Source organism: Candidatus Merdisoma sp. JLR.KK011 (genome assembly GCF_036941125.1).
In the GTDB taxonomy this organism is placed as follows: domain Bacteria; phylum Bacillota; class Clostridia; order Lachnospirales; family Lachnospiraceae; genus Laedolimicola.
In genome coordinates, this window is sequence record NZ_JAYWSZ010000003.1 from 741,242 (window position 1) to 765,468 (window position 24,227).

Consider the following 24,227-nt stretch of genomic DNA (forward strand, 5'->3'; position numbering starts at 1 on the left):
TAATTCTAAAGCTGATTGTGAGGGTTGGATATGGGGAGAAAAGGGAAAGCAACAGAAGATGATTTTATTGGCGAAGGGGATCAGGAACAGGAAAAAAGTCCCCTGAGAGAACTGGTTGGAATGATTCTTTACATAGGCGTGGTGCTGGTCATTACCTTTCTGATTATCACCTTTGTAGGCCAGCGGACCCATGTAAGCGGCGAATCCATGAAGAACACTCTGGATCACGGGGATCAGCTCATCGTGGATAAGATTACCTACCGTTTTCAGAAGCCCCTCCGTTATGACATTATTGTATTTCCTTATAAATATGAGGAAAATACCTACTATATTAAGCGGATCATCGGCCTGCCCGGGGAGACGGTGCAGATTGCTGACGGCGAGATTTATATCAATGGGGAGGTTTTGCGGGAAACCTATGGCCGTGAAGTGATTCGGGATCCAGGCACGGCGGCAGAGCCCGTGACCCTGAAGGAGGACGAGTACTTTGTCCTGGGGGATAATCGGAATGCCAGCTCAGACAGCCGGGAGCCCAGCGTCGGCGTGATTCACAGGGAGGACATTGTGGGGCGCGCCTGGATTCGGATCTGGCCTTTGAATAAGGCCGGGATTCTGAAGCATCAGTAAACGGCAGGCTTACAGTACAGGAGAGAAGCATGACAAAGGCAGAGCTTTTAAGAGAGCAGAAACGGCAGGAAAGATTAAAGGCAGAGAGGGAACGTCTGGAGACCATGAAGGAGTATGAATACCGGTACATGGACAGAGGAATGCTCTGCGGCATTGACGAGGTAGGAAGAGGGCCCCTGGCCGGCCCTGTGGTGGCCGGAGCCGTGATTCTTCCGAAGGACTGTGAGATACTCTATCTGAATGATTCCAAGAAGCTTACCGAAAAAAGGCGGGAGCTTCTCTATGATGAGATTATGGAAAAGGCCCTTGCCGTAAGCCTCGGGGTTGTGGGGCCGGAGCGGATTGACGAGATCAATATTCTGCAGGCGACCTATGAGGCCATGCGGATAGCCGTTGCCGGCTTGAAGGTGCGCCCGGATCTGCTTTTGAATGACGCCGTGACGATCCCCCAGGTTGAGATTCCCCAGGTTCCGATTGTGAAAGGAGACGCGAAAAGTGTATCCATTGCAGCGGCAAGCGTCATTGCCAAGGTAACCAGGGATCGGATGATGGCGGAATATGAAAATATATATCCAGGGTATGGATTTGCTTCCAATAAGGGGTACGGAGCTGCAAAACATATTGCCGCCTTAAAGGAGCTTGGACCCTGCAAGATCCACCGGAGAAGCTTTATTAAAAATTTTGTGCCTGAGAATTCCGTAATCGAAAGCTGTCCATAAAAGCCGCAGATAAGGCATTGTCTAAGAAAGGAAACAAAATGGAAAACAGCCGGAGCGTAGGAGCCCAGCAGGAGGAAAAAGCGGCAGAATATCTGGAAAGCCAGGGGTATCAGATATTGGAGCGGAATTTCCGTTGTAAGGCCGGGGAGATTGATCTGATTGCAGAGGAGGCAGGCTGCCTGGTTTTTCTGGAAGTCAAATACAGGAAAAGCAGCCGGTACGGTATGCCGGCAGAGGCGGTGACGCCGGCCAAACAGAGAAGAATCTGCCGGACAGCGGATTTTTACCGAATGTCCCGGCGTATTCCCGAAAACAGGGGATTCCGTTTTGACGTCGTGTCGATTTTGGGAGACGAGATACAGGTATATAGCAATGCATTTCCTTATCAATGACCAATGGTATAGGGAATGGCAGAATCAAAAACGAAGACAGGAGAATCAAATGGAGTTTGTGCGAAAAAACAAAGGGGCGGCAATGAAGGTTGTGGAACGTGAAGGCGTTCCTTTTCTTGTATTTCCGGGTCTTGATGAAACAGAGGCGGTGATCCACGGATTTTCCACCCGTATGGGCGGTGTGAGCGAGGGAATGTTCTCTTCTATGAATCTAAGCTTTGCCAGGGGAGACGAGGAAGGGCGTGTTAGGGAGAATTTTGCCCGTCTTGGCAGGGCTATGGGATTTGACTGCCGGAATCTGGTATTCTCGGATCAGACTCATACCAGCAATGTCCGCGTGGTCACGGAGGCGGATCGGGGAAAGGGTTTTGTCAGGGAGAAAGACTATAGAGATGTGGACGGACTGGTGACCAATGTGCCGGGGCTGGTTCTTGCCGCCTTTTACGCCGACTGTGTGCCGCTGTTTCTGGTGGATCCGGTTCACAGAGCCGTCGGGCTGTCCCATTCCGGATGGAAGGGGACTGTGGGGAAGATTGGGAAACGCACTGTGGAGCTTATGAAAGAGCAGTACGGAACCCGGCCGGAGGATCTGACAGCGGCCATCGGCCCTTCTATCTGCCAGGACTGTTATGAGGTCAGCGAGGATGTGATCGGGCAGTTTCAGGAGGCCTTTGAGAAGACTTATTGGAAGGAAATTTTTTACGAGAAGCCGGATGGAAAATACCAGCTCAATCTCTGGCGTGCCAATGAACTGATTTTCCGGGAGGCAGGACTTCTTCCGGAGCGGATTCTCACTACGGATCTCTGTACCTGCTGTAATGCAAAGCTTTTATTCAGCCATCGGGCTTCCAAGGGAAAACGAGGGAACCTGGGAGCGTTTCTGATGCTGAAAGAATGAGGGAAAAAGTGAGAGGGGCTGTCTGGAAATATGACATCAGACGTTTCTGGTATCATATTTCCAGACAGCCCCCATTTTGTTTTCAAGCCTCTTTTAAGGGCTGATAAACCTGATTCTCCCTCCGCCATTCGGTTGGAGGAATTCCAAATACATTTTTAAAGGCTCTGGAAAAATGAAGCTGATTGGGATAGCCTACCAGTTTTCCGATCTCTCCTACCGTTGTCTCGGAAAATTTGAGAAGCTCTGCCGCCCGGTTCATCCGGTAATAAATGAGGAACTGCTGGGGCGTCTTGTTGAGCTCGTCCCGGAAAATCTTGCCCAGATAGCTTCGGTTCAGATTGCAGAATATAGCAATATCCTCCACTGTAATGGGATGGCTGTAGTTCTGCTCGATAAAGCTGATGGCCTCCCGGATATAGAAGTCCTTGAGCTTGCCGGCGGAAAATTCCTTCCGGTTAAAGGAGGATTGGATCAGCAGGTCGAGAAAGAGGTAGAGATGTCCAATCTGATAGAGAGAAGAGTGCTCTTTGCCGTGGACAATGTTGAGCAGCTCTTCTTTCATGCCGCCCCGCAGATCCTGGCTGGCGCTCCGATAGATGGGGGAGCGCTCTGTCAGGCCGGCGGTTTCCAGAAATTCTTTTACCCGCAGTCCGTCAAATTCCACCCAGGCGTATTCCCAGGGGTCTTCCTTGTCTGCTATGTAAGTGTTTACCAGCTCCGGACAGATGAGAAAACCCTGGTGAGGCTTTAGATTGTAAATGTGGGTCTGGCCGTGATCGTCCGTGTGATGCAGGACGCCTTTGCCTTTGATGATGTAGTGAAATAAATAGTGATTCCGTGAAGCGGGGCCGTAGGAATGGGCCGGTTCACACTGCTCCCAGCCGTACTGGTAGAGCGTAAGATCCATGTAGCGTTCGTTGGGAAAGATGTTAAACAAGTGATTACTCATGGTGCCTCCTTTTAAGTAAAAGTACTTTTGCTAGGGTATTGCATCAATTGTGAAACATTTCTAACTTAATGAAATTGCTTATGGTGAATCAATATTCTTATTTGATGTAGATTTTTTTGAGGGGCTGACGCAAAATAAGACAGCTGCCATTTCTATATGGCGTTCGGATGGAGCTTGTACAGGCTGTCTGCTCTGAACGGACATTGCCCGGGACACTTTTGAAGGTATTACGGTTTTGGGGTACAGCCTGTTTAGATCAGACAATCTATTCAGAACAGACAACCTGTGCGCGGACAGCCGAAGGTTTGATATCGGAAACGGCCGCTGCCTTATTTTGCGTCAGCCCCTGGCTATATGCCAAAATTTTACCACATTATACTTTATTTGTACAGATCTAGCATTTTGGTATATAAATATAAAATCTATGCTATTTACCATGATTCTGTGGAAATGTTATAATTTTTACGATATTTAGGGTATAATTATCCAATATACCCAATTTTGTTCCAGCACCTGGCCAGGGTGGAATTGTTTTATTCACTATTTCTAAGCCGGATACAGGCAAAAATTGATGGAAAAAGCTGAAAATCCGGTGGAATATGTCCATATTAAGGAGGGAAACTTGTGAAGAACATGAAGAAATTACTTGCAGCTCTTCTGGTCGTGGTATTGGCTTTAGGATTAGCTGCGTGTGGGAAAGCCTCCGACGGCAAAACCCATCTGACGTTCCAGATCTGGGACGTCAATCAGAGGGATGGAATGCAGGCCGTTTGCGACGCTTATACCGCAAAGAACCCGGATGTGGTAATTGAAGTTCAGGTTACGAGCTGGGGCGAGTACTGGACCAAGCTGGAGGCAGCGGCTATCAGTAATCAGATGCCGGACGTGTTCTGGATGCATACCAACGAGATTTTAAAGTATGCGGACTACGGCATGATTGCGGATCTGACGGATCTTTATAACGATGAAGATCCCGACTATTACAAGAATCATTTTTCAGAAATCTCTCTGGCAAATATCCAGGGAAGCGACGGCAGATATTACGGAATACCAAAGGACAAGGATACGGTCTGTCTGGTATACAACAAAGAAATGTTTGACGCCGCAGGCGTGTCTTATCCCGATGAAACCTGGACCTGGGACGACCTGACAGCAGCTTCCCAGCAGATTTATGACACCACCGGCAAGTACGGCTACATGGCTTACGGAGACGATCAGCTTGGATACTGGAACTTCGTATATCAAAAGGGCGGATACATACTGACCGAGGATAAGACAAAGGGCGGCTTTGACAATCCGGCTACCCGGGAAGCGATGGAGTTCTACATCAATCTTCAGCAGGAAAACTGGTGCCCGGATCAGAACTACTTTGCGGAGACTTCTCCCGGAACAGCCTTCTTCTCCGAGCAGGGTTCGATGTTCTTAGAAGGAAACTGGAACCTTCTCTCCGAGATGCAGAATTATCCGGAGATGCAGGGGAAATGGGATGTGGCAGTACTGCCCATGTGCCCGGATCCGGCAGAGGGCGACGGAAAAGCCACGATTTCCAACGGTCTGTGCTATGCAACCGGCGCCAAGGGAAAGAACCTTGAGATTGTAAAGGATGTTCTTAAGTTCTTCGGTTCCGAGGAGGGACAGCGTGTCCAGGGTGAATCCGGTGCGGCGATTCCGGCTTACATCGGTCTTGAGGATACCTGGGTAAAGGTATTTGACCAGTTTGACTATAAATTAGACGTACAGAAATGTGTAGATATGTTTGACTACGGCGTACAGAGCGTGAACAATGCTTCCCGTTCCGTATGGAAGCCGAAGGTACAGGATGAGCTTCTTCGGATTTACTCCGGAAAATCTACACTGGAGGACGGACTGAATAACATCCAGACTTTCATTGATACGGCAGAAGCAGAGTAGAGGGGAGGTTTATACATGGCAAATAACAGCAAGGCGGGTAAGTTCGCCAAGACCGAAGGCATGTGGGGCTATATCATGGTAGCGCCTACCATCATCGGCTTGATTGTACTGAATCTTTACCCGTTTATTGATACCTTAAAATTGAGCTTTACAAAGACAAAGCCCTTTGGCTTTTATGAGTTTAACGGTTTGACCAACTATATCACCATGTTCACCAATGCGGATTTCTGGAGGGCGAATTTAAATACCATTTATTTCTGCCTCCTGACCGTGCCTCTTGGCATTTTTCTGGCGCTGGTGGTTGCGGTTATGCTGAACACGAAGATTAAGGGAAGAACGGCTTTTCGTGCCATCTTCTTCCTGCCCATGGTTGTAGCTCCGGCGGCGGTTGCTATGGTGTGGAAGTGGATGTTCAACACCGAGTACGGTATCATCAATACCCTTCTGGGGAACAACGTAAACTGGATTACCAATCCCAACGTGGTTATGGTGACCTGTGCTATCGTGGCAATCTGGAGCGCCATCGGCTACGATGCGGTGCTTCTTCTGTCGGGACTGCAGAATATATCCAAGTCCTACTATGAGGCGGCAAGCCTTGACGGAGCAACCAAGATTCAGCAGTTCTTCCACATTACGCTGCCTATGGTTTCTCCTACTCTGTTCGTAGTTATGATTATGCGTTTGATGTCCTCCCTGAAGGTATACGACTTGATTTACATGATGGTTGAGGAGTCAAACCCGGCACTGACAAGCGCCCAGTCTCTGATGTTCCTGTTCTACCGCGAGTCCTTTGTAGCCGGCAATAAGGGCTACGGCTCCGCAGTGGTGATCTGGACCGTTCTTCTCATCGGTATTGTAACGGCCTTCCAGTTCTGGGGACAGAAGAAATGGGTGAACTACGAAGTATAGGAGGTGGAGAAGTATGAAATCCAATTCATTAGAGAGAAATCAAAAGCTTCGGACAGCAGGCACATATTTGTTTTTCATCATTGGGTCCATCGTTATGATCTTCCCCTTTATCTGGATGCTTCTGACCAGCTTTAAGACAGTAGCCGAGAGTATGCAGATTCCGCCGGATTTCTTCCCGGCACAGTGGATCATTGATAACTTTAAGGACGCTATGGCAAGCCTTCCCTTCGGAGCCCTTTACAAGAACACCATTCTGCTGATTTTCTGGCGAGTGGTCTGTGCGGTGGCATTCAGTTCCATGGCCGGCTATGCATTTGCAAAGCTGAACTTTAAGGGAAAGAATTTCCTCTTCTCCCTGGTTCTGGTGCAGATGATGCTTCCTTCCCAGATTTTCATTACGCCCCAGTATCAGATGCTGGCAAAGATGGGACTGACCAATACGATTTTTGCTCTGGTATTCCCCGGATTGGTGAGCGCCTTTGGTACGTTCTTCCTGCGCCAGGCTTATATGGGAATCCCGGATGAGATTTCCGAGGCGGCTTATCTGGACGGCTGCAATCAGTGGCAGACCTTTGTGAAGGTTATGGTGCCCCTGACAACATCCTCTATGGCGGCTCTTGCGGTATTTACCGCTGTGTTTGCCTACGGAGATCTGATGTGGCCCCTGATTGCCAACACAGATTTGAAGATGATGACCCTGTCCTCTGGTCTTGCTACCTTACGAGGTCAGTTTAATACGAACTTCCCGGTTATGATGGCCGGCTCCCTTTTAGCCATGATTCCCATGGTGGTACTGTATCTGTTCTTCCAGAAGCAGTTTATCGAGGGCGTTGCAATGACGGGAGGAAAATAAGTCCAGGGCAGATTATTTTACTTACGGTGGAGGACTACATAGATGTCAGTCAGATATATAGAAAGCAAAAAAACATTTCTGTTGCAGACAAAGAACAGCACTTACCAGATGAAGGTAAGCGATTATGGATATCTTTTGCATTTATATTATGGAGAGCGGCTGGAGGATGAGGATTTAAGTTATCTGATTCAGCTCCAGGACAGAGGCTTTTCTCCCAATCCCAACGAGGCGGGAAATGACCGTACATTCTCACTGGATTTTCTACCGCAGGAGTTTTCGAGCGATGGAAGCTGCGATTATCGATTGAGCAGCATTGAAGTAAAAAACGGGGACGGAAGCTATGCCTTTGTGGGAAAGGCTGCTAAGCATGAGATTTATGCCGGCAAGTATTCCCTGGAGGGCCTTCCCTCCCTGTGGGCGGCAGATCAGGATCGGGTGGACACCTTGGAAATCTGGCTTACGGATCCGGCTACGCAGCTGACGGCTGTGCTCTGTTACTCGGTATTTGAAGAAAAAGATATTATTACCCGGGCGGTGAAGGTGATCAACGAGAGCGAGGAAACCATTTATCTGAACCGCATCATGTCAATGACCATGGATTTTATGGATTCTGACTATGATTTCATTCATTTTGACGGACGTCATACTATGGAACGGGAGTGGAGCAGAAATCCCCTGGCATACGGCATTCAGAATGTGGGAAGCTTCCGGGGAGCATCCAGCCACCAGCACAATCCATTTGCGATTCTCTGTGAGAGGGGAGCTAGTGAGGATGACGGACGCTGCTATGGATTTTCCTTTGTATACAGCGGCAATTTTATGTGCAAGGTGGAAAAAGATCAGTATGACCAGACCCGGATTGTGATGGGCATTCATCCCAAGCATTTTTCTTATCAGCTAAAGCCCGGCGAGCGTTTTACGGCTCCGGAGGTGGTGCTGGCTTATTCGGGGAAGGGGCTGACCCATCTGACGCACCTGTATCACAGGGTGTACCGTGAAAATTTGTGCAAAAGCCCTTATGTAAGGAAGGAGCGGCCGATTCTTATCAACAGCTGGGAGGCGGCTTACTTCGACTTTGATGAGGCAAAGCTCCTTGAGATAGCAAAAGAGGCAGTGGACATGGGCGTAGAGCTTTTTGTCCTGGACGACGGCTGGTTTGGCAACCGCAATGACGACAATGCAGCCCTGGGAGACTGGGACGTGAACACAGCCAAGCTGCCTAGAGGTTTAGGAGGCCTTTCCGAGGATATCCATGAAATGGGACTAAATTTCGGCTTGTGGATTGAACCGGAGATGGTGTCAGAGAACAGTGAGCTGTACCGGAAGCATCCGGACTGGTGCCTGCAGATGCCCAGACGTCAGCCTTCCAGAGGCAGATACCAGCTTGTGCTTGATTTGTCCAGGGAGGACGTGAGGGATTACATTGTGACATCCATCAACAGCGTACTGGACAGCGCCAGGATTGAGTATGTGAAATGGGATATGAACCGCTTTATCACGGATGCCTGGTCTGCCATTGTGGAGAAGGAAAAGCAGGGTGAAATTTATCACCGCTATATCCTGGGGCTCTATGACATTATGAACCGTATTATTTTAACCCATCCGGAAATTCTTTTCTGTGGATGCAGCGGCGGCGGCGGACGTTTTGACCCGGGAATGCTTTACTACCAGCCGCAGATCTGGTGCAGCGACAATACGGATGCGGTGTGCCGCTTAAAGATTCAGTACGGAACGACCTTTGTGTATCCCGTTTCCGCTATGGAATCTCATGTGTCGGTATGTCCCAACCATCAGACGGGGCGGACCGTGCCTCTGGAAACACGGGGGATCACGGCCATGGACGGAATTCTGGGCTACGAGCTGGATTCCACAAAGCTTACCGAGGAAGAGAAGCGGATCTGCAGGCAGCAGGTTGAGGCTTATAAAAGGAATTATCCGCTGATTGTCTACGGAGATTATTACCGGCTTACCAATCCTTACACCTTTTCGGAGTATGTGGCCTGGGAGCATGTGTCCCGGAACCGTGACGAGGCACTTATCTCTCTGGTGCTGACGGAGAAGGAGGCCAACGACGCCCAGCGGTATGTGAAGGCCAAGGGCTTAAATCCGCAGATGCAGTACCAAGTGGACGGCATGGAGGGAAGCTTATCCGGCCAGGCTCTTATGAGCGCCGGGCTTCCGGTGCCAGGCAAGCTGATGCAGTATGAGGCGGTGCAGTATCATATTAAGGCTTTGTGAAAGGGGGCGCTTATAATGAAGGATGTTGTTCTGGAATGGTGTATTCCTTATGTGATGCCAAAAGGAAAGCGTCTCTTAAAGGCAGTATTGATGGCAGCTATGGCGGTGCTTGTGGTGGATACGATTATTTTCCCCTTGTTGTTCCTTCCGGTTCTGGCCTTCGTGATATTCGGCGTGCTGCTTCTTCGGAGCTGGCGGTATGAGTTTGAATATGTGTACGTGAACGGAGACTTTGAGGTTTCCAAGATTATCCGCAAGGAAAAGCGCAAGGATCTTTACCACTGCGAGCGCAAGAACATGGAATATGTAGCTGAGGGACGAAAAAGCGTGACAGGCTGTAAGGTTCGGGATTTTACCTCTGGATGGGAGAATGCCAGGGTTTACACCCTGAAAGCCGGAAATGACCTGGTTTACTTAGAACCCAACGAGGAATTCCTGGAGGAAATGCGGCTGCACCGGAAGCTTCAGTAAGCGGAATCGGACTATTAACGTCCAAAAAACTAGCTTTTACAGACAGATTAGAGAAACATGTGAAATGATTAAAATAAATTACCTGGGAGGTAAGAGGAATGGCAAGCTTATCATTAAAGCATATTTACAAGAGATACCCCAACGGATATGAGGCGGTAAAGGATTTTAACCTGGAGATCGAGGATAAGGAATTTATCATTTTCGTAGGCCCCTCCGGATGCGGAAAGTCTACGACACTGCGTATGGTTGCAGGCCTGGAGAGTATTTCTGACGGCGAATTCAAGATTGACGGACAGCTTATGAACGATGTGGAGCCCAAGGATCGGGATATTGCGATGGTATTCCAGAGCTACGCTCTGTATCCCCATATGACGGTTAAGGACAACATGGCATTCGGCCTTAAGATTAAGAAAACGCCAAAGGAAGAGATTGACAAAAAGGTGCAGGAGGCGGCAAGAATCCTGGATCTGGAGAAGCTTCTGGATCGGAAGCCGAGAGCGCTCTCCGGCGGACAGCGCCAGCGTGTTGCCATGGGCCGCGCCATTGTGCGGAACCCCAAGGTATTCCTGATGGATGAGCCTCTTTCCAACCTGGACGCCAAGCTGCGTGTACAGATGCGTACCGAGATTTCCAAGCTGCATCAGAGACTGGGAGCTACCATTATCTACGTAACCCATGACCAGACAGAGGCTATGACCCTGGGAACGAGAATCGTTGTTATGAAGGACGGCGTGGTTCAGCAGATTGCAAGCCCCCAGACCTTATACAACGAGCCGGATAACCTGTTTGTGGCAGGCTTTATCGGTTCTCCCCAGATGAACTTTATAGACGCTGTCTGCGAGACGGAGGGAGATAAGGTATTCTTAAAGGCCGGCGATTACCGCATACCCCTTACGGCAGAAAAGGGCAAGAAGCTGATTGACGGCGGCTACAAGGGAAAACAGGTTGTGATGGGTATTCGTCCCGAGGATGTAAGCGATCCGGCAACTACAAGAGCCAGGAATCAGGCTGTGGTAAAGGGAACCGTGAATGTTTACGAGCTTCTGGGCGCCGAGGTTTATCTGTACTTCGATATGTGCGGAACCCAGATGACGGCAAGAGTAAGCTCCGGCACAACGGCCCGGGAGAACGACGTAGTTGATTTTGTTCTGGACACGGATAAGATTCATGTATTTGACAAAGAGACTGAGAAGGCAATTGCTCATTAACCATTTTAAATGAGCTTCAAAGGCAGGCAGCCCAGGCTGTCTGCCTTTGGACATAACGGAACTGAAAAACAGGAATAGGAGCTATCGTATGAGTAAAGTAGTAGAATTTGAAGAGCGGCTGGCAAGGCATCTGGAGGAACTAAAGTGGCTGTACTGCGAGCTCTATCCGGAGGATGGGTTTTCTTACCTGTGCAGCCGCCTGAAAGCCAGATACGAAGAACGCCGGGCTTCTTTGAAAAAGCTTGACCGGACCAGGGAGGAAGATCCCGACTGGTACAAGCGCAACGATATGGCGGGCATGATGATGTATACAGAGGCCTTTGCAGGAAACCTAAAGGGCGTAAAGGAGCGTCTGCCCTATATCCGGGAGTGCGGTGTGAACTATCTGCATCTCATGCCGCTTCTGGATTCTCCGGAAGGGCGGAGCGACGGCGGTTATGCGGTGTCGGATTTTGGAAAGGTACGGCCGGATCTGGGAACCATGAAGGATCTGGCGGCGCTTACGGAAACCTGTCACAAAAAAGGGTTAAGTGTCTGTCTGGATTTTGTAATGAACCATACTTCAGAGGAGCATGAATGGGCAAAGCGCGCCCGGGCAGGAGAGAAGGAATTCCAGGATCGGTATTTCTTTTTTGACACCTTTGACATTCCCGGACAGTATGAAAAGACCTGCCCCCAGGTATTTCCCACCACGGCGCCTGGGAATTTTACCTGGCTGGAGGAGGAAAAGAAGTTTGTGATGACCACCTTCTATCCTTACCAGTGGGATCTCAATTACCGCAATCCCATGGTATTCCACGATATGACCGACTGCCTGCTGAATCTGACCAACCAGGGCGTGGACATTATCCGCATTGACGCAGTACCCTATATCTGGAAAGAGCTTGGCACCACCTGCCGGAATCTGCCCCAGGTTCACAGCATTGTCCGGATGCTGCGGATGATCTGCGAGATTGTCTGCCCCGGGGTTCTGCTTCTGGGGGAGGTGGTGATGGAGCCGGTGAAGGTAGTTCCCTATTTTGGCACGGTGGAGAAGCCGGAGTGCCATATGCTCTACAATGTAACGACCATGGCCACCACCTGGCATACGGCTGCCACAGGGGATGTGGCTCTTCTCAAACGGCAGATGGACATTGTGAACGCGCTGCCTAAGGAGTATGTTTTCTTAAATTATCTCCGCTGCCACGACGACATTGGCTGGGGACTGGATTACGACTGGCTGAAAGCAGTAAAGGATATGGAGGAGGTACCCCATAAAAAGTATCTCAATGATTATTTCACCGGAAAATGGCCGGGCTCCTATGCAAAAGGAGAGCTGTATAATGACGATCCCACCTCCGGGGACGCCCGCCTTTGCGGAACGACGGCTTCTCTCTGCGGACTGGAGAGAGCCCTTGAGGAGGAAAATGAGGAGGCAGCGGCCCGGTCGGTACGGTTTATTGAGATGCTTCACGGATACATGCTGGTGCAGTCGGGCATCCCAGTAATTTACAGCGGAGATGAGATTGGACAGCTCAATGATAACGGGTATCACAATGACCCCAGGAAAGCGGAAGATTCCCGCTACCTTCACAGAGGAAGCTTTTCCTGGGAGAAGGCAGAGCTTCGGAAGACCGAGGGCAGCTATCAGAAGGAAATCTTTGACTGTATCCGGAAGATGGAGGATTTACGTGCCGTACATCCGGTCTTTTTGAATCAGGCCGCCGTATGGACGGCAGACACGTATGATGCGGCAATTCTCTGCGTAAACCGTGCTTACGGGGAGGAAAAACTGACAGCCCTGTTTAACTTTGCCGGCGAAGAGCGGACCGCCTGGATCAATGAGGAAGGAATGTATGTAGATCTCATCTGTGGCGAGCGGATGGAAGGCAGGGAAGTGAAGCTTCCGGCTTATGGAATGCGGTGGCTTTTGCGGGAATAAGGAAGGAAAAGGCTTCTGCAAAAAACACCTATTGTCTCCCGAGGTGAAATGAATTATAATAGTCATTGAAATTTCAAAAGTCAAAAAGATAATACCAAAGGAGAATAGACAAATATGAAGCTCGGAATCGTGGGACTCCCCAACGTGGGAAAAAGCACACTTTTTAATTCACTGACCAAGGCAGGCGCGGAATCTGCAAACTATCCCTTCTGCACCATCGACCCCAACGTAGGCGTGGTGGCGGTGCCGGATGAGCGGCTGGGCCTTCTGGCGGCTCTCTATGATTCGGCGAAGATTACGCCGGCGGTCATTGAGTTTGTAGACATTGCCGGCCTGGTGAAGGGAGCCTCAAAGGGCGAGGGCCTGGGCAACCAGTTCCTGGCGAATATCCGGGAGGTGGACGCCATCGTCCACGTAGTCCGCTGCTTTGAAGATACCAATGTAGTCCATGTGGACGGAAGCATCAACCCCTTACGTGACATCGAAACCATCAATCTGGAGCTTATCTTCTCCGACATTGAGATCCTGGAGCGCAGAATCTCCAAGACCGTCCGGGGAGCCCGCAACGACAAGACCCTGGCTAAGGAGCTGGAGCTTCTGGAGCGCATCAAGGCATGGCTGGAGGAAGGAAAGATGGCCGCCGGCTTTGAGACCGAGGACGAGGACGAGCAGGAGTGGATGGCAGGCTACAATCTTCTGACTGCCAAGCCTGTGATCTTTGCGGCTAATACAGCCGAGGAGGATCTGGCGGACGATGGAGCTTCCAACACCTGCGTGGAGCAGGTTCGCAGCTTTGCCAAGGAATACAGCAGCGAAGTCTTTGTCATCTGCGCCCAGATAGAACAGGAGATTGCGGAGCTGGATGAAGAGGAAAAGGCCATGTTCCTGGAGGATCTGGGTCTTAAGGAGTCCGGCCTGGAGAAGCTTATCCGTGCAAGCTACAGCCTTCTGGGGCTTATCAGCTATCTGACAGCCGGAGAGACAGAGACGCGGGCCTGGACGATAAAGAAGGGAACCAAGGCGCCCCAGGCGGCTGGAAAGATCCATTCCGACTTTGAGAGAGGCTTTATCCGGGCCGAGGTGGTGAACTACCAGGATCTGCTGGACTGCGGTTCTTATTCTGCGGCAAAGGAAAAGGGCCTGGTGGGCCTGGAAGGCAAGGAGTATGTGGTGAAGGACGGGGATGTTATTCTCTTCCGCTTTAATGTGTAGCGCGGCAGAACCTTGGGCGGAACGGAATATCGGACCGAAAGAATCAGACGCATATTGTGATGGAAGAAAGAGGTGGAAAAGCATTTTCCGCCTCTTTTCTGCATAGGCTTTAAGCAGAAAAAGCATTTGCGGAGGTGGCATTTGCGAGAACTGATTATGGCTCTTATGGAGCAGTACGGCTACCCGGGAATTTTCCTGCTGATTGCGGCGGAAAACATTTTCCCACCGATTCCCTCAGAGATTATCCTGCCCTTTGGCGGATTTCTCACTACATATACCCGGCTTTCTGTCTTTGGAGTGGTCTTTTACGCTACCCTGGGCTCCCTGGCCGGGGCGCTGGTGCTCTATGGGGCAGGGTGGCTTCTCAACCGGGAACGGCTGATGAAGCTGACGGCAGGTCCCGTGGGAAAGGCGCTCTGTCTGAAGCCTGCGGATGTAGCTAAGGCGGACGACTGGTTTCGTAAGAAGGGAACAAAAACCGTATTTTTCTGCCGCTTTATTCCCATTGTCCGCAGTCTCATCTCTGTTCCGGCCGGGATGAGCCGGATGCCTATGGGAAGATTTCTGGCCTATACGACTGTGGGAAGCGTGCTCTGGAACAGCGCTCTGATAACGCTTGGGGCCATTCTGGGGGAATCCTGGGGCCGGATTGCTTATCTGGTGGGGGAATATTCCCATATTATGCTGATTGTGATCTCCATCAGCACCATCAGCGGAATCATCTGGTTCTACCGGACGCGCCGGGAGGGCGGCAGGCGCAGAAGCATATAGTCTGCAGTCTGGGAGATTAAATTAAAAGAAATGAAAGATGGCTTCTATATCTGGGGATCGTTTTTGATGCCTGTACAAGATATAGGGGCCCTTCTTTTTTCCAAAAAATTCCATGGAATTTCTTTTAAAATTCCCCCGAAAGGGCTTGATTTTTAAAAAGAAGTAAGATAAACTTGTACTACAAGTGGTAGAAAGTGGTGGAAAGTGGTTTTTAGGTAAAGAATAGTGGTGAATTCAACCTAAAACCAGACGAAAGAGGGGTGAGCGCTATGTTCCGCGGCGAATACAACCATTCGGTGGACACCAAGGGCAGGCTCATCATTCCTTCAAAATTTCGGGAGCAGTTGGGAGAAGAATTCATTGTAACCAGGGGATTGGACGGCTGTCTCTTTGTATTTCCCATGAAAGAGTGGGAGGACTACGAGGAGAAGCTTCGCAAGCTCCCCACGACCAACAAGAACGCCCGTTCCTTCGTAAGATTTCTCACCGCAGGCGCCACCTCCTGTGAGTTTGACAAGCAGGGGAGGATTCTTCTTCCGGCAACGCTGCGCAAGTTTGCGGGGATTGAAAAGGACGTGGTTCTGGCAGGACTTCTGAACCGCATCGAGATCTGGAGCGAAGAGAAGTGGAATCAGAATAACAATTACGAAGAAATCGATATGGACGAGATTGCAGGCCAGCTTACGGAGCTGGGGCTGGATATCTAGGAGGTCTGAATGGAATTTTCACATGTATCGGTCCTCCTTAAGGAGACGGTTGAACAGCTGAATATCCGGCCTGACGGAATCTATGTGGACGGAACCCTGGGGGGAGGGGGACACGCCTATGAAGTGTTAAGGCGTCTTTCTCCAAAAGGAAGGCTGATTGGAATCGACCAGGACGCAGACGCCATAAAGGCGGCGGGAGAGCGTCTTTTGGAATTCGGCAGCCGGGTAACCATTGTCCGCAGCAATTACTGCAATATGCGTCTGGAATTACAGAAGCTCGGTATAGACAGAGTGGACGGAATTCTTCTGGATCTGGGGGTTTCCTCTTTCCAGCTGGATTCCGCAGAGCGTGGCTTTACCTATCGGGAGGACGCACCTCTGGATATGCGGATGGACAGGCGGCAGGCCAAAACGGCAAGGGACATTGTGAATGAGTACTCCGAGCAGGAGCTCTTCCGGGTGATCCGGGGCTACGGGGAGGACAAGTTTGCGAAGAACATTGCAAAGCATATAGCGGCCGCCAGAGCGATAAAGCCAATCGAGACCACAGGGGAGCTTGTGGAGATTATCAGAAGAGCCATTCCTGCAAAGGTTCGCATGAACGGCGGCCATCCGGCGAAGAAAACGTTCCAGGCTATCCGGATTGAACTGAACGGAGAACTGGAGGTTCTTAAGAATTCCCTGGATGACATGATTGATCTTCTGAAGCCGGGAGGAAGAATCTGCGTGATTACCTTTCATTCCCTGGAGGACCGGATGGTCAAGACCATTTTTAAGACAAATGAAAATCCCTGCACCTGCCCTTCTCATTTTCCTGTGTGTGTGTGTGGCAACAAACCGAAGGGCAGGTTAGCTGTTAAAAAACCAATTGTTCCAGGTGAGGAGGAATTGACAAAAAATAAAAGATCCAAGAGCTCAAAGCTGCGAGTGTTTGAGCGGATCTGAAGTGAGAGTTGAGAAAAGCAGATGGCAGAAATCAGAAGCATTCATACGGACAAAAGAAGAACTTCCGACAGAAACAGACAGACTTATGTGAATGGCACAGCAGTCCGTAAGCTTCAGGTTGTGGAGGAACCAAAAAAAAGAAGAAGAGACAGACAGGCACAGCGTCCCCGGATTCACCGGGCCAGGCGCGAGAAGGTGCGGTATCTGAGCATCGGTTACAGCCTGTTTCTGACTGCTGCGTCTATAGTGGCCTTGTGGGTGTGCGCAGGCTACTTAAAGCTCCAGGCGGATAACTCGGCCAGGATGAAGAACATTGCGGCCCTGGAGGCCCGGCTTTCGGAGCTGAAGGCGGAAAATGACGACGAGTACAACCGGGTAACCACTTCCGTGGATCTGGAAAAGGTACGGGAAATAGCAATCAACGAGCTGGGAATGGTCTATGCAAAGGCAGACCAGGTGATACTTTATAACAGCCAGGGAAGCGACTATGTAAGACAGTATGGAGATATTCCCGAAGAGGACAAGGGGCTGAAAGGAATATTCAGATCCGGAAGCAGGTGAGCATTTGAGAAAGTCGGCGCAAAGAAGAAAAAAAGATAGAAAAGCTCTTATGGAGCACCGCATGAAAGGAAAGCTGGCACTATTATTTACCATAATAGTGCTTGCTTTAATTGGCGTAAACATCCGCCTGGCCTACATCAATAAGACAAACGGAGAAAAATACACAAAAAAAGTGCTGGCCCAGCAGGACACGGCCAGTACGCTTCTGCCCTACAGAAGGGGTGACATTCTGGATCGGAACGGCACCATTCTGGCGACCAGTGAGAAGGTTTACAATCTGATCCTGGATCCTAAGGTATTGCTGCAGAATCAGGATAAGGATGAGAAGAAGGACTGCGTGGAGCCTACCATCCGGGCCTTGCTGGAATGCTTTGAGCTGAACGAGGAAGAACTGCGCACGGCCTTAAGCGAAAAAAAGGACAGCAGCTACGTGCCCTTGCTGCGTCAGCTGACAAAGGAGCAGACGGCGGCCTTCCGGGAGATTTTGGAGGATGAAAAACGAGGAGCAAAGATAAAAGGTGTCTGGTTTGAGGATTCTTACATCCGCCGTTATCCAAATGATACTCTGGCCTGCCATGTAGTTGGCTATACGGTTACGGGAAACCAGGGGCAGACGGGCATTGAAGAGGAGTACAGCGATATTCTCAACGGCACCAACGGCAGAAGCTATAATTATCTGAATGAAGATCTGGAGCAGTCCAAGTCCGTGAAGGCCCCCACAGACGGCAACAGCGTGGTATCCACCATTGACGTGACCCTTCAGGGAATTGTGGAGAAGTACATAGACAAGTTTATTGAGGATTATACGAATAAGTATGTAGAGGGGCCTGCGGCAAAGAATATCGGGGTCATTATGATGGATCCCCAGTCTGGCGAAGTTCTGGCTATGGCCGGAGACGTGGATTTTAATTTGAACGATCCCCATGATCTGGTGGGAAACGGTTATATTCCCCAGGATGTCTACGATGCCATGGAAGGGAATCCCCACATTCTTGTGGATAAGGGATACATGCTGGAACGGGAATATACCCAGCTTGAGACAAACGGAAAGCTGGATAAGGAAAACCTGGAGCTGTTTCTCCAGAATCAGATGTGGAGAAATTACTGTATCAGCGACGGCTTTGAGCCGGGCTCCACAGTGAAGCCCCTTACCGTGGCGGGAGCATTGGAAGCAGGAATCATTTCAGATTCAACCACATTCTTATGTGACGGCGGACAGGTAATCGTGGAAGGGCAGAAGCCGATCACCTGTGCAAAAAAATCGGGCCATGGAATTATTTCCCTGGAAGGAAGCCTGATGTTCTCCTGCAACGACGCACTGATGCAGATAGGAGCTATGGAAGGCTATGATACCTTTTTAAAATACCAGCAGATCTTCAATATCGGCCTGAAAACAAACATCGACCTGCCAGGGGAGACAAACAATGCTTCCACTGTATTTTCTAAGGAGAATATGGGCCCCACAGAGCTTGCAACCAGCTCTTTCGGCCAGGGCTACAATATGACTATGATCCAGGAGGCTGCTGCTTTTTCCTCCGTCATTAACGGCGGCTATTATTATAAGCCTCATGTGGTAAAGAAGATTCTGGATTCTAACGGCGGCACGGTGGAGAATATCAATCCGGTTCTGGTGAAACAGACCGTATCGGCGAAAACCTCTGCCCTCATCCGGCAGTATCTCTACCATACCATGTACGGAACGGCGGACGGTAACGGGAACAATCCCACCGGCCGGAAGGCCCGTGTGGCGGGTTATACCATGGGCGGCAAGACAGGGACGGCGGAGAAGATTCCCCGTTCCGCCAGAAAGTATCTGGTGTCCTTTATCGGCTTTGCGCCGGCGGACAATCCCCAGGTAGTCTGCTACGTGGTGGTGGACGAGCCGAATGCCGTAGATCACATCACACAGGCAAGCAGTGTCTATGCCCAGGAAATTTTCAAGAACATTATGAAGGAAGCCATGCCTTATATGAACATCTATGCCACGGAAGAGATTCCGGAGGACATGAGGGAAGAGGTAGAGGCGGAAAATGCGGCCAAGGCAGAGCAGGAGGACGGCCAGGAAGGCGGGGGAACAGGAGAAGAGGGAGAAGAGCCCGAAGAAGACACCCTTCCGGAAGGCTATCTTACAGACCCCAATACAGGGGAACAGGTGAAGATGCCCACAGAGGAAGAGGTTCAGAGCCGGGAGGAGGACGGAATCCTCGGCGGTATCGAGAGCCCGCTTTTTCCAAAGGAGGAGCCGGAAGAGCCTGAGGAGCCAGAGGAAGGGGAAGGACAGGAGGACCCGGAGGAATAGGGAAGGGCTCTATGAATGCATACCTCTGCGGAACAGGTAGATTTCGTCGAATAAGGTATAAATAGAAAGATCTCATAATAGGCTGATACAAAGCCGTTATGGGGTCTTTTTATGTATTCAAAATGTAAGACTTATAATAGGAAGAAAATCATTCTTATTTTTACCTGCTGCCTTCTGGCTGTCTGCGTGCTTACGGGCCGTCTGATAAAGCTGATGGTATTTGAGTCGGAATACTACCAGGAGCTGGCGGACGATCTTCACGAGCGCGAGCGGAGCATTAAGGCGGCCAGAGGAAAAATCATCGACGCCTCCGGCACAGTCCTTGCTACAAACCGGACTGTCTGTACGATTTCAGTGGTTCACAGCCAGATAAAGGAGCCGGAAAGAGTCATTGAGGTACTCTGTAAAGAGCTGGAGCTTCCGGAGGAAACCGTGCGCAAGCGGGTGGAAAAATACAGCTCCATCGAGCGGATTAAGACCAATGTGGAAAAAGAGATCGGCGACCGGATCCGGGCTTACCAGCTGGAAGGCGTAAAAATTGACGAGGATTTCAAACGCTATTATCCTTACGGAAGCCTGGCTTCTAAGGTTCTTGGCTTTACGGGAAGCGACAACCAGGGAATCATCGGCCTGGAGGTGGTCTACGACAAATATCTACAGGGAATTAACGGAACCATATTAACCCAGACGGACGCCCGGGGAGTGGAGATTGCAGACGCAGGGGAGGAACGGGTGGAACCGGTGGCCGGAAGCGACCTTTACATCAGCCTGGACTATAACATCCAGCTTTATGCCCAGCAGGCGGCCTTGAAAGCGCTGGAACAGAAACAGGCCACATATGTATCCATTCTGGTTATGAATCCCCAGAACGGGGAAATCTATGCCTGTGTCAATGTGCCGGAATTCGATCTGAACGATCCCTTTACGCTGAACGTGGATGTGGATACCAGCGGCCTTACAGAGCAGCAGAAGCAGGATCTGCTGAACCAGATGTGGAGAAATCAGAGCATCAACGACACGTATGAGCCGGGTTCTACCTTTAAAACCATTACAGCAGCCGCAGCCCTGGAAAAGGATGTGGTTTCCCTGGAGGATACCTTCAGCTGCCCGGGGTTCCGGATGGTGGAGGATAGGAGAATCCGCTGCCATAAGGTGGGGGGACACGGGGCGGAGACCTTTGTGCAGGGGATAGAAAACTCCTGCAATCCGGTTTTCATCGATATCGGCCAACGCATAGGCGTAGACGACTTCTGCGGATATTTTGAACAGTTCGGCCTGCTCTCCAAGACCGGGGTGGATCTTCCCGGGGAGGCTGGAACCATTTTTCATAAGAAGGAAAACATCGGCCCTGTAGAGCTGGCTACCATTTCCTTCGGGCAGTCCTTTCAGATCACGCCCATCCAGCTTGCGGCCACCGTCAGCTCCCTCATTAACGGCGGAACCCGGGTAACGCCTCACTTTGGCGTGGAAATCCGGGATGCGCAGGGAACTCTTTTAAAGAAACTTACCTATGCCCAGAAAGAGGGGATAGTCTCAGAAGAGACCTCCGAGACAATGCGCTTCCTGCTGGAGAAGGTAGTGTCGGAGGGCGGCGGAAAGAAAGCCTATATTGAGGGTTACCGCATAGGCGGAAAGACGGCCACCTCCCAGACCCTTCCCAGAGGCACCAACAAATACATATCCTCCTTTATCGGCTTTGCTCCGGCAGATGATCCGCAGGTTCTTGCCATGGCGATTATTCACAATCCCCAGGGGATCTACTATGGAGGAACGATAGCGGCTCCGGTGGTACAGGACATATTCTCGAATATCCTGCCTTATCTTGGAATTGAGAAAGAAGAAATAATTACAGAAATTCCCAGCGAAGATAGATAATGGTTGAATAATTCCCTGGAAAGACTTATAATGCTGTACGAGGGACAATTCACAGCCCGAGACCAAAGAAGCTTGTGAGGTATAACGATATGAACTATACAATGATATTGCCGGTATTGATTTCCTTTGCTATCAGTGCAGCCCTGGGGCCCGTGGTGATTCCTCTGCTGCGCAGGCTGAAGTTCGGGCAGACAGTCCGGGAGGAGGGGCCCCAGAGCCATTTGAAGAAGACCGGGACGCCTACGATGGGAGGCCTTATCATTCTGGCGGGAATTGTGATCACATCTTTACTGTATGTGAAGGATTATCCGAAGATTATTCCCATTCTCTTTGTGACGGTGGGATTTGGGATCATCGGGTTTCTGGATGATTATATCAAAATCGTACTGCACCGCTCGGAAGGGCTGACGCCGGGGCAGAAGATGCTGGGACAGATTCTGGTGACGGGCGTGTTTGTCTACTATTATTATCAGCTGACAGAAGGAGATATGGCGATGCTCATTCCCTTCTGGCCGGAGCATTACCTGCATCTTGGCTGGCTGGCAGTTCCGGTTGCTTTTCTGGCCATCATCGGAACGGTGAACGGAGCCAACTTTACAGACGGCCTGGACGGCCTGGCCTCCAGCGTTACCGTGCTGATTGCCACCTTTTTTACGGTAGTGGCCTTTGGGACCCAGAGCGGCATCTCGCCCATTACCTGTGCAGTGGTGGGAAGCCTGATGGGCTTTCTGCTGTTCAATGTCTATCCGGCCAGTGTATTTATGGGGGATACGGGCTCCCTGGCCTTGGGAGGCTTTGTGGCTTCCACGGCCTACATGCTGAAGATGCCCATGTTTATTCTGATCGTGGCCCTTATTTACTGGGTCGAGATTCTTTCCGTGATGATACAGGTAACTTACTTCAAAATGACCGGCGGAAAGCGCATCTTCCGTATGGCGCCCATCCATCACCATTTTGAACTGGGGGGATGGTCCGAGACGAGGGTTGTGGCCGTCTTCTCCATTGTGACGGCGGTACTCTGCCTGATTGGGATTATGGCATTATAAAAGTAGAAAACAGTAATATCCCTCAGAGTGCACAAATCAATTTGCAGACGCATGGATTTGCGGCTGGAAATTGATTTCAATCCTGTGAACTATGAGGGATATTACGGAACTGGAAAACAGTAATATCCCATACAATGCACAAATCGATTTACAGACGCGTGTTTTTGCGGCTGGAAATTGATTTCAGACAAGTGCATTGGATGGGATATTACGGAACTGGAAAACAGTAATATCCCTCAGAGTGCACAAATCGATTTACAGACGCATGTTTTTGCGGCTGGAAATTGATTTTAATCCTGTGTACTGTGAGGGATATTACGGAACTGGAATAGGAGATCTGGAATGATTACAGATAAAAAAATACTGATTATCGGAAGCGGCATCAGCGGAATAGCGGCGGCGGAGCTTCTTATGGAGGCAGGAGCAGATCCGGTGCTCTATGACAGCAATCCGGCCCTGGAGGAAGCGGAGATCCGGAGCCGTCTGCCAAAGGACAGCCGGATCCGGATTCTGACAGGCGAACTTCTGGAAAAAGAGAAAAAAGAGACAGAAGTGGTGATCTTAAGCCCCGGAGTTCCGATAGATCTTCCGCTAGTGGAGGAACTTCGTAAAAACGGAGCAATTATATGGGGAGAAGTGGAGCTTGCTTACCATTTTGCAAAGGGAAAGCTCGCAGCCGTCACAGGCACCAACGGAAAGACAACCACCACGGCTTTGGTGGGAGAGATCCTAAAGAGCTATTATAAGGAAGTTTTCGTGGTGGGAAATATTGGAAATGCCTATACCAGGGAAGCCTTAAAAATGACAGAGAGCAGCGCCACAGCAGCGGAGATCAGCAGCTTCCAGCTGGAAACCATCCAGAGCTTCCATCCCCAGGTCAGCGCAATTCTCAATATTACGCCGGATCATCTGAACCGCCATCATACCATGGACTGCTATATAAAAACCAAGGAGCGGATTGCGGAAAACCAGGATATGGCCGATACCTGCGTGCTGAATTACGACGATGAGGAAACCAGGCGGTTCGGAGAGCAGGTCAAAGCGGCAGTTCTTTATTTCAGCCGGCAGCATATATTGGATCGAGGCGTATATCTGGACGGAACATCCATCATATACCGGAACGGGCCGGAGGCAGAAAAGATTTGTGATACCACGGAGCTTAAGCTTCTGGGAGCTCACAATCACGAAAATGTTATGGCTGCCATTGCCATAGGCGCTGCCATGGGAGTGCCCCTCCCCCAGATACGCAGCGCAGTCTTAAGCTTCACAGCGGTGGAACACCGGATTGAGTTTGTGGAAGAGAAGAATGGCGTGGCCTACTACAACGATTCCAAGGGAACCAACACCGATGCTGCCATCAAGGCAGTGGAGGCCATGACAAGGCCGGCTATTGTGATCGGCGGCGGCTACGACAAGCATGTGGAATTCGACGACTGGGTAGAGACATTCCCGGGCAGAGTGAAGCTTCTGGTGCTTCTTGGAGCTACGGCCCGGCAGATTGCGGATACGGCGAAGCGGCATGGCTTTGATAAGATTGTATTTGCAGAAAGCATGGAGGAAGCAGTACAGGTGAGTGCCAGAGAGGCTGAACCGGGGGATGCGGTTCTTTTGTCTCCCGCCTGCGCCAGCTGGGGCATGTTTGAAAATTACGAGCAGAGAGGAAGGGTTTTTAAAGAGCTTGTGAGAAAGCTGTAAGAATAAGCGTTGAAATATAA

General features: G+C 50.3%; 21 protein-coding genes. 20 read left to right on the forward strand and 1 reads right to left on the reverse strand.

Annotated elements, in window-relative coordinates; translation table 11 throughout:
* The first annotated feature begins 30 nt into the window (after positions 1–30).
* The 4 genes from lepB to pgeF are packed head-to-tail and all read left to right on the forward strand — an operon-like array spanning position 31 to position 2,636.
* The gene (gene lepB / locus VV089_RS04425) at positions 31–627 is read left to right on the forward strand and encodes a signal peptidase I (protein ID WP_172542733.1); all 597 of its coding nucleotides are present in this window, start codon (positions 31–33) and stop codon (positions 625–627) included.
* A 29-nt stretch (positions 628–656) separates the two neighbouring features.
* Positions 657–1,346: a ribonuclease HII gene (locus VV089_RS04430; RefSeq protein ID WP_334335087.1), complete on the forward strand. Its 690-nt coding sequence runs from the start codon at positions 657–659 to the stop codon at positions 1,344–1,346.
* A 38-nt stretch (positions 1,347–1,384) separates the two neighbouring features.
* Complete coding sequence (locus tag VV089_RS04435) at positions 1,385–1,738, forward strand: YraN family protein (protein ID WP_172542735.1); 354 nt, start codon at positions 1,385–1,387, stop codon at positions 1,736–1,738.
* 49 nt (positions 1,739–1,787) lie between these two features.
* Positions 1,788–2,636, forward strand: coding sequence for a peptidoglycan editing factor PgeF (pgeF, locus tag VV089_RS04440; protein WP_334335088.1), 849 nt, complete (start codon positions 1,788–1,790; stop codon positions 2,634–2,636).
* A gap of 82 nt (positions 2,637–2,718) precedes the next feature.
* Here pgeF and VV089_RS04445 read toward each other — a convergent pair whose 3' ends face one another.
* Positions 2,719–3,585 (reverse strand): AraC family transcriptional regulator, encoded by an 867-nt coding sequence (locus VV089_RS04445; RefSeq protein WP_334335089.1) that lies wholly within the window; start codon positions 3,583–3,585, stop codon positions 2,719–2,721.
* 633 nt (positions 3,586–4,218) lie between these two features.
* Between VV089_RS04445 and VV089_RS04450 the strand changes: the two genes are divergently transcribed.
* The 16 genes from VV089_RS04450 (at position 4,219) to murD (ending at position 24,207) form a co-directional block, all read left to right on the forward strand.
* Positions 4,219–5,496, forward strand: a complete 1,278-nt coding sequence (locus tag VV089_RS04450) for an ABC transporter substrate-binding protein (protein ID WP_442891536.1) — start codon at positions 4,219–4,221, stop codon at positions 5,494–5,496.
* A gap of 15 nt (positions 5,497–5,511) precedes the next feature.
* Complete coding sequence (locus VV089_RS04455; protein ID WP_334335091.1) at positions 5,512–6,405, forward strand: carbohydrate ABC transporter permease; 894 nt, start codon at positions 5,512–5,514, stop codon at positions 6,403–6,405.
* A 13-nt stretch (positions 6,406–6,418) separates the two neighbouring features.
* A complete protein-coding gene (locus tag VV089_RS04460) occupies positions 6,419–7,258 on the forward strand; it encodes a carbohydrate ABC transporter permease (protein ID WP_172542738.1) in 840 nt (279 codons plus the stop codon).
* Between the two features lie 42 nt (positions 7,259–7,300).
* Positions 7,301–9,496, forward strand: a complete 2,196-nt coding sequence (locus tag VV089_RS04465; RefSeq protein ID WP_334335092.1) for an alpha-galactosidase — start codon at positions 7,301–7,303, stop codon at positions 9,494–9,496.
* A 15-nt stretch (positions 9,497–9,511) separates the two neighbouring features.
* Positions 9,512–9,967, forward strand: coding sequence for a DUF6106 family protein (locus VV089_RS04470; protein ID WP_334335093.1), 456 nt, complete (start codon positions 9,512–9,514; stop codon positions 9,965–9,967).
* Positions 9,968–10,065: 98 nt separating this feature from the next.
* Complete coding sequence (locus VV089_RS04475; RefSeq protein ID WP_172542741.1) at positions 10,066–11,175, forward strand: ABC transporter ATP-binding protein; 1,110 nt, start codon at positions 10,066–10,068, stop codon at positions 11,173–11,175.
* An 88-nt stretch (positions 11,176–11,263) separates the two neighbouring features.
* A complete protein-coding gene (locus VV089_RS04480; RefSeq protein ID WP_334335094.1) occupies positions 11,264–13,096 on the forward strand; it encodes an alpha-amylase family protein in 1,833 nt (610 codons plus the stop codon).
* 114 nt (positions 13,097–13,210) lie between these two features.
* A complete protein-coding gene (gene ychF, locus VV089_RS04485) occupies positions 13,211–14,308 on the forward strand; it encodes a redox-regulated ATPase YchF (RefSeq protein WP_172542743.1) in 1,098 nt (365 codons plus the stop codon).
* 141 nt (positions 14,309–14,449) lie between these two features.
* Positions 14,450–15,079: a DedA family protein gene (locus tag VV089_RS04490; RefSeq protein ID WP_172542744.1), complete on the forward strand. Its 630-nt coding sequence runs from the start codon at positions 14,450–14,452 to the stop codon at positions 15,077–15,079.
* Between the two features lie 269 nt (positions 15,080–15,348).
* A complete protein-coding gene (mraZ, locus tag VV089_RS04495; RefSeq protein WP_172542745.1) occupies positions 15,349–15,786 on the forward strand; it encodes a division/cell wall cluster transcriptional repressor MraZ in 438 nt (145 codons plus the stop codon).
* Between the two features lie 9 nt (positions 15,787–15,795).
* The gene (rsmH, locus tag VV089_RS04500) at positions 15,796–16,731 is read left to right on the forward strand and encodes a 16S rRNA (cytosine(1402)-N(4))-methyltransferase RsmH (protein ID WP_334335095.1); all 936 of its coding nucleotides are present in this window, start codon (positions 15,796–15,798) and stop codon (positions 16,729–16,731) included.
* A 21-nt stretch (positions 16,732–16,752) separates the two neighbouring features.
* Positions 16,753–17,292 (forward strand): cell division protein FtsL, encoded by a 540-nt coding sequence (locus tag VV089_RS04505; protein WP_172542747.1) that lies wholly within the window; start codon positions 16,753–16,755, stop codon positions 17,290–17,292.
* Between the two features lie 61 nt (positions 17,293–17,353).
* Entirely contained in the window at positions 17,354–19,591 is a 2,238-nt protein-coding gene (locus tag VV089_RS04510) for a peptidoglycan D,D-transpeptidase FtsI family protein (protein ID WP_334335096.1), read from the forward strand.
* 111 nt (positions 19,592–19,702) lie between these two features.
* Positions 19,703–21,466, forward strand: a complete 1,764-nt coding sequence (locus VV089_RS04515; RefSeq protein ID WP_334335097.1) for a peptidoglycan D,D-transpeptidase FtsI family protein — start codon at positions 19,703–19,705, stop codon at positions 21,464–21,466.
* A gap of 89 nt (positions 21,467–21,555) precedes the next feature.
* Positions 21,556–22,512, forward strand: coding sequence for a phospho-N-acetylmuramoyl-pentapeptide-transferase (gene mraY, locus VV089_RS04520; protein WP_172542750.1), 957 nt, complete (start codon positions 21,556–21,558; stop codon positions 22,510–22,512).
* Between the two features lie 342 nt (positions 22,513–22,854).
* Positions 22,855–24,207: a UDP-N-acetylmuramoyl-L-alanine--D-glutamate ligase gene (murD, locus tag VV089_RS04525; protein ID WP_334335098.1), complete on the forward strand. Its 1,353-nt coding sequence runs from the start codon at positions 22,855–22,857 to the stop codon at positions 24,205–24,207.
* Positions 24,208–24,227: the final 20 nt, after the last annotated feature.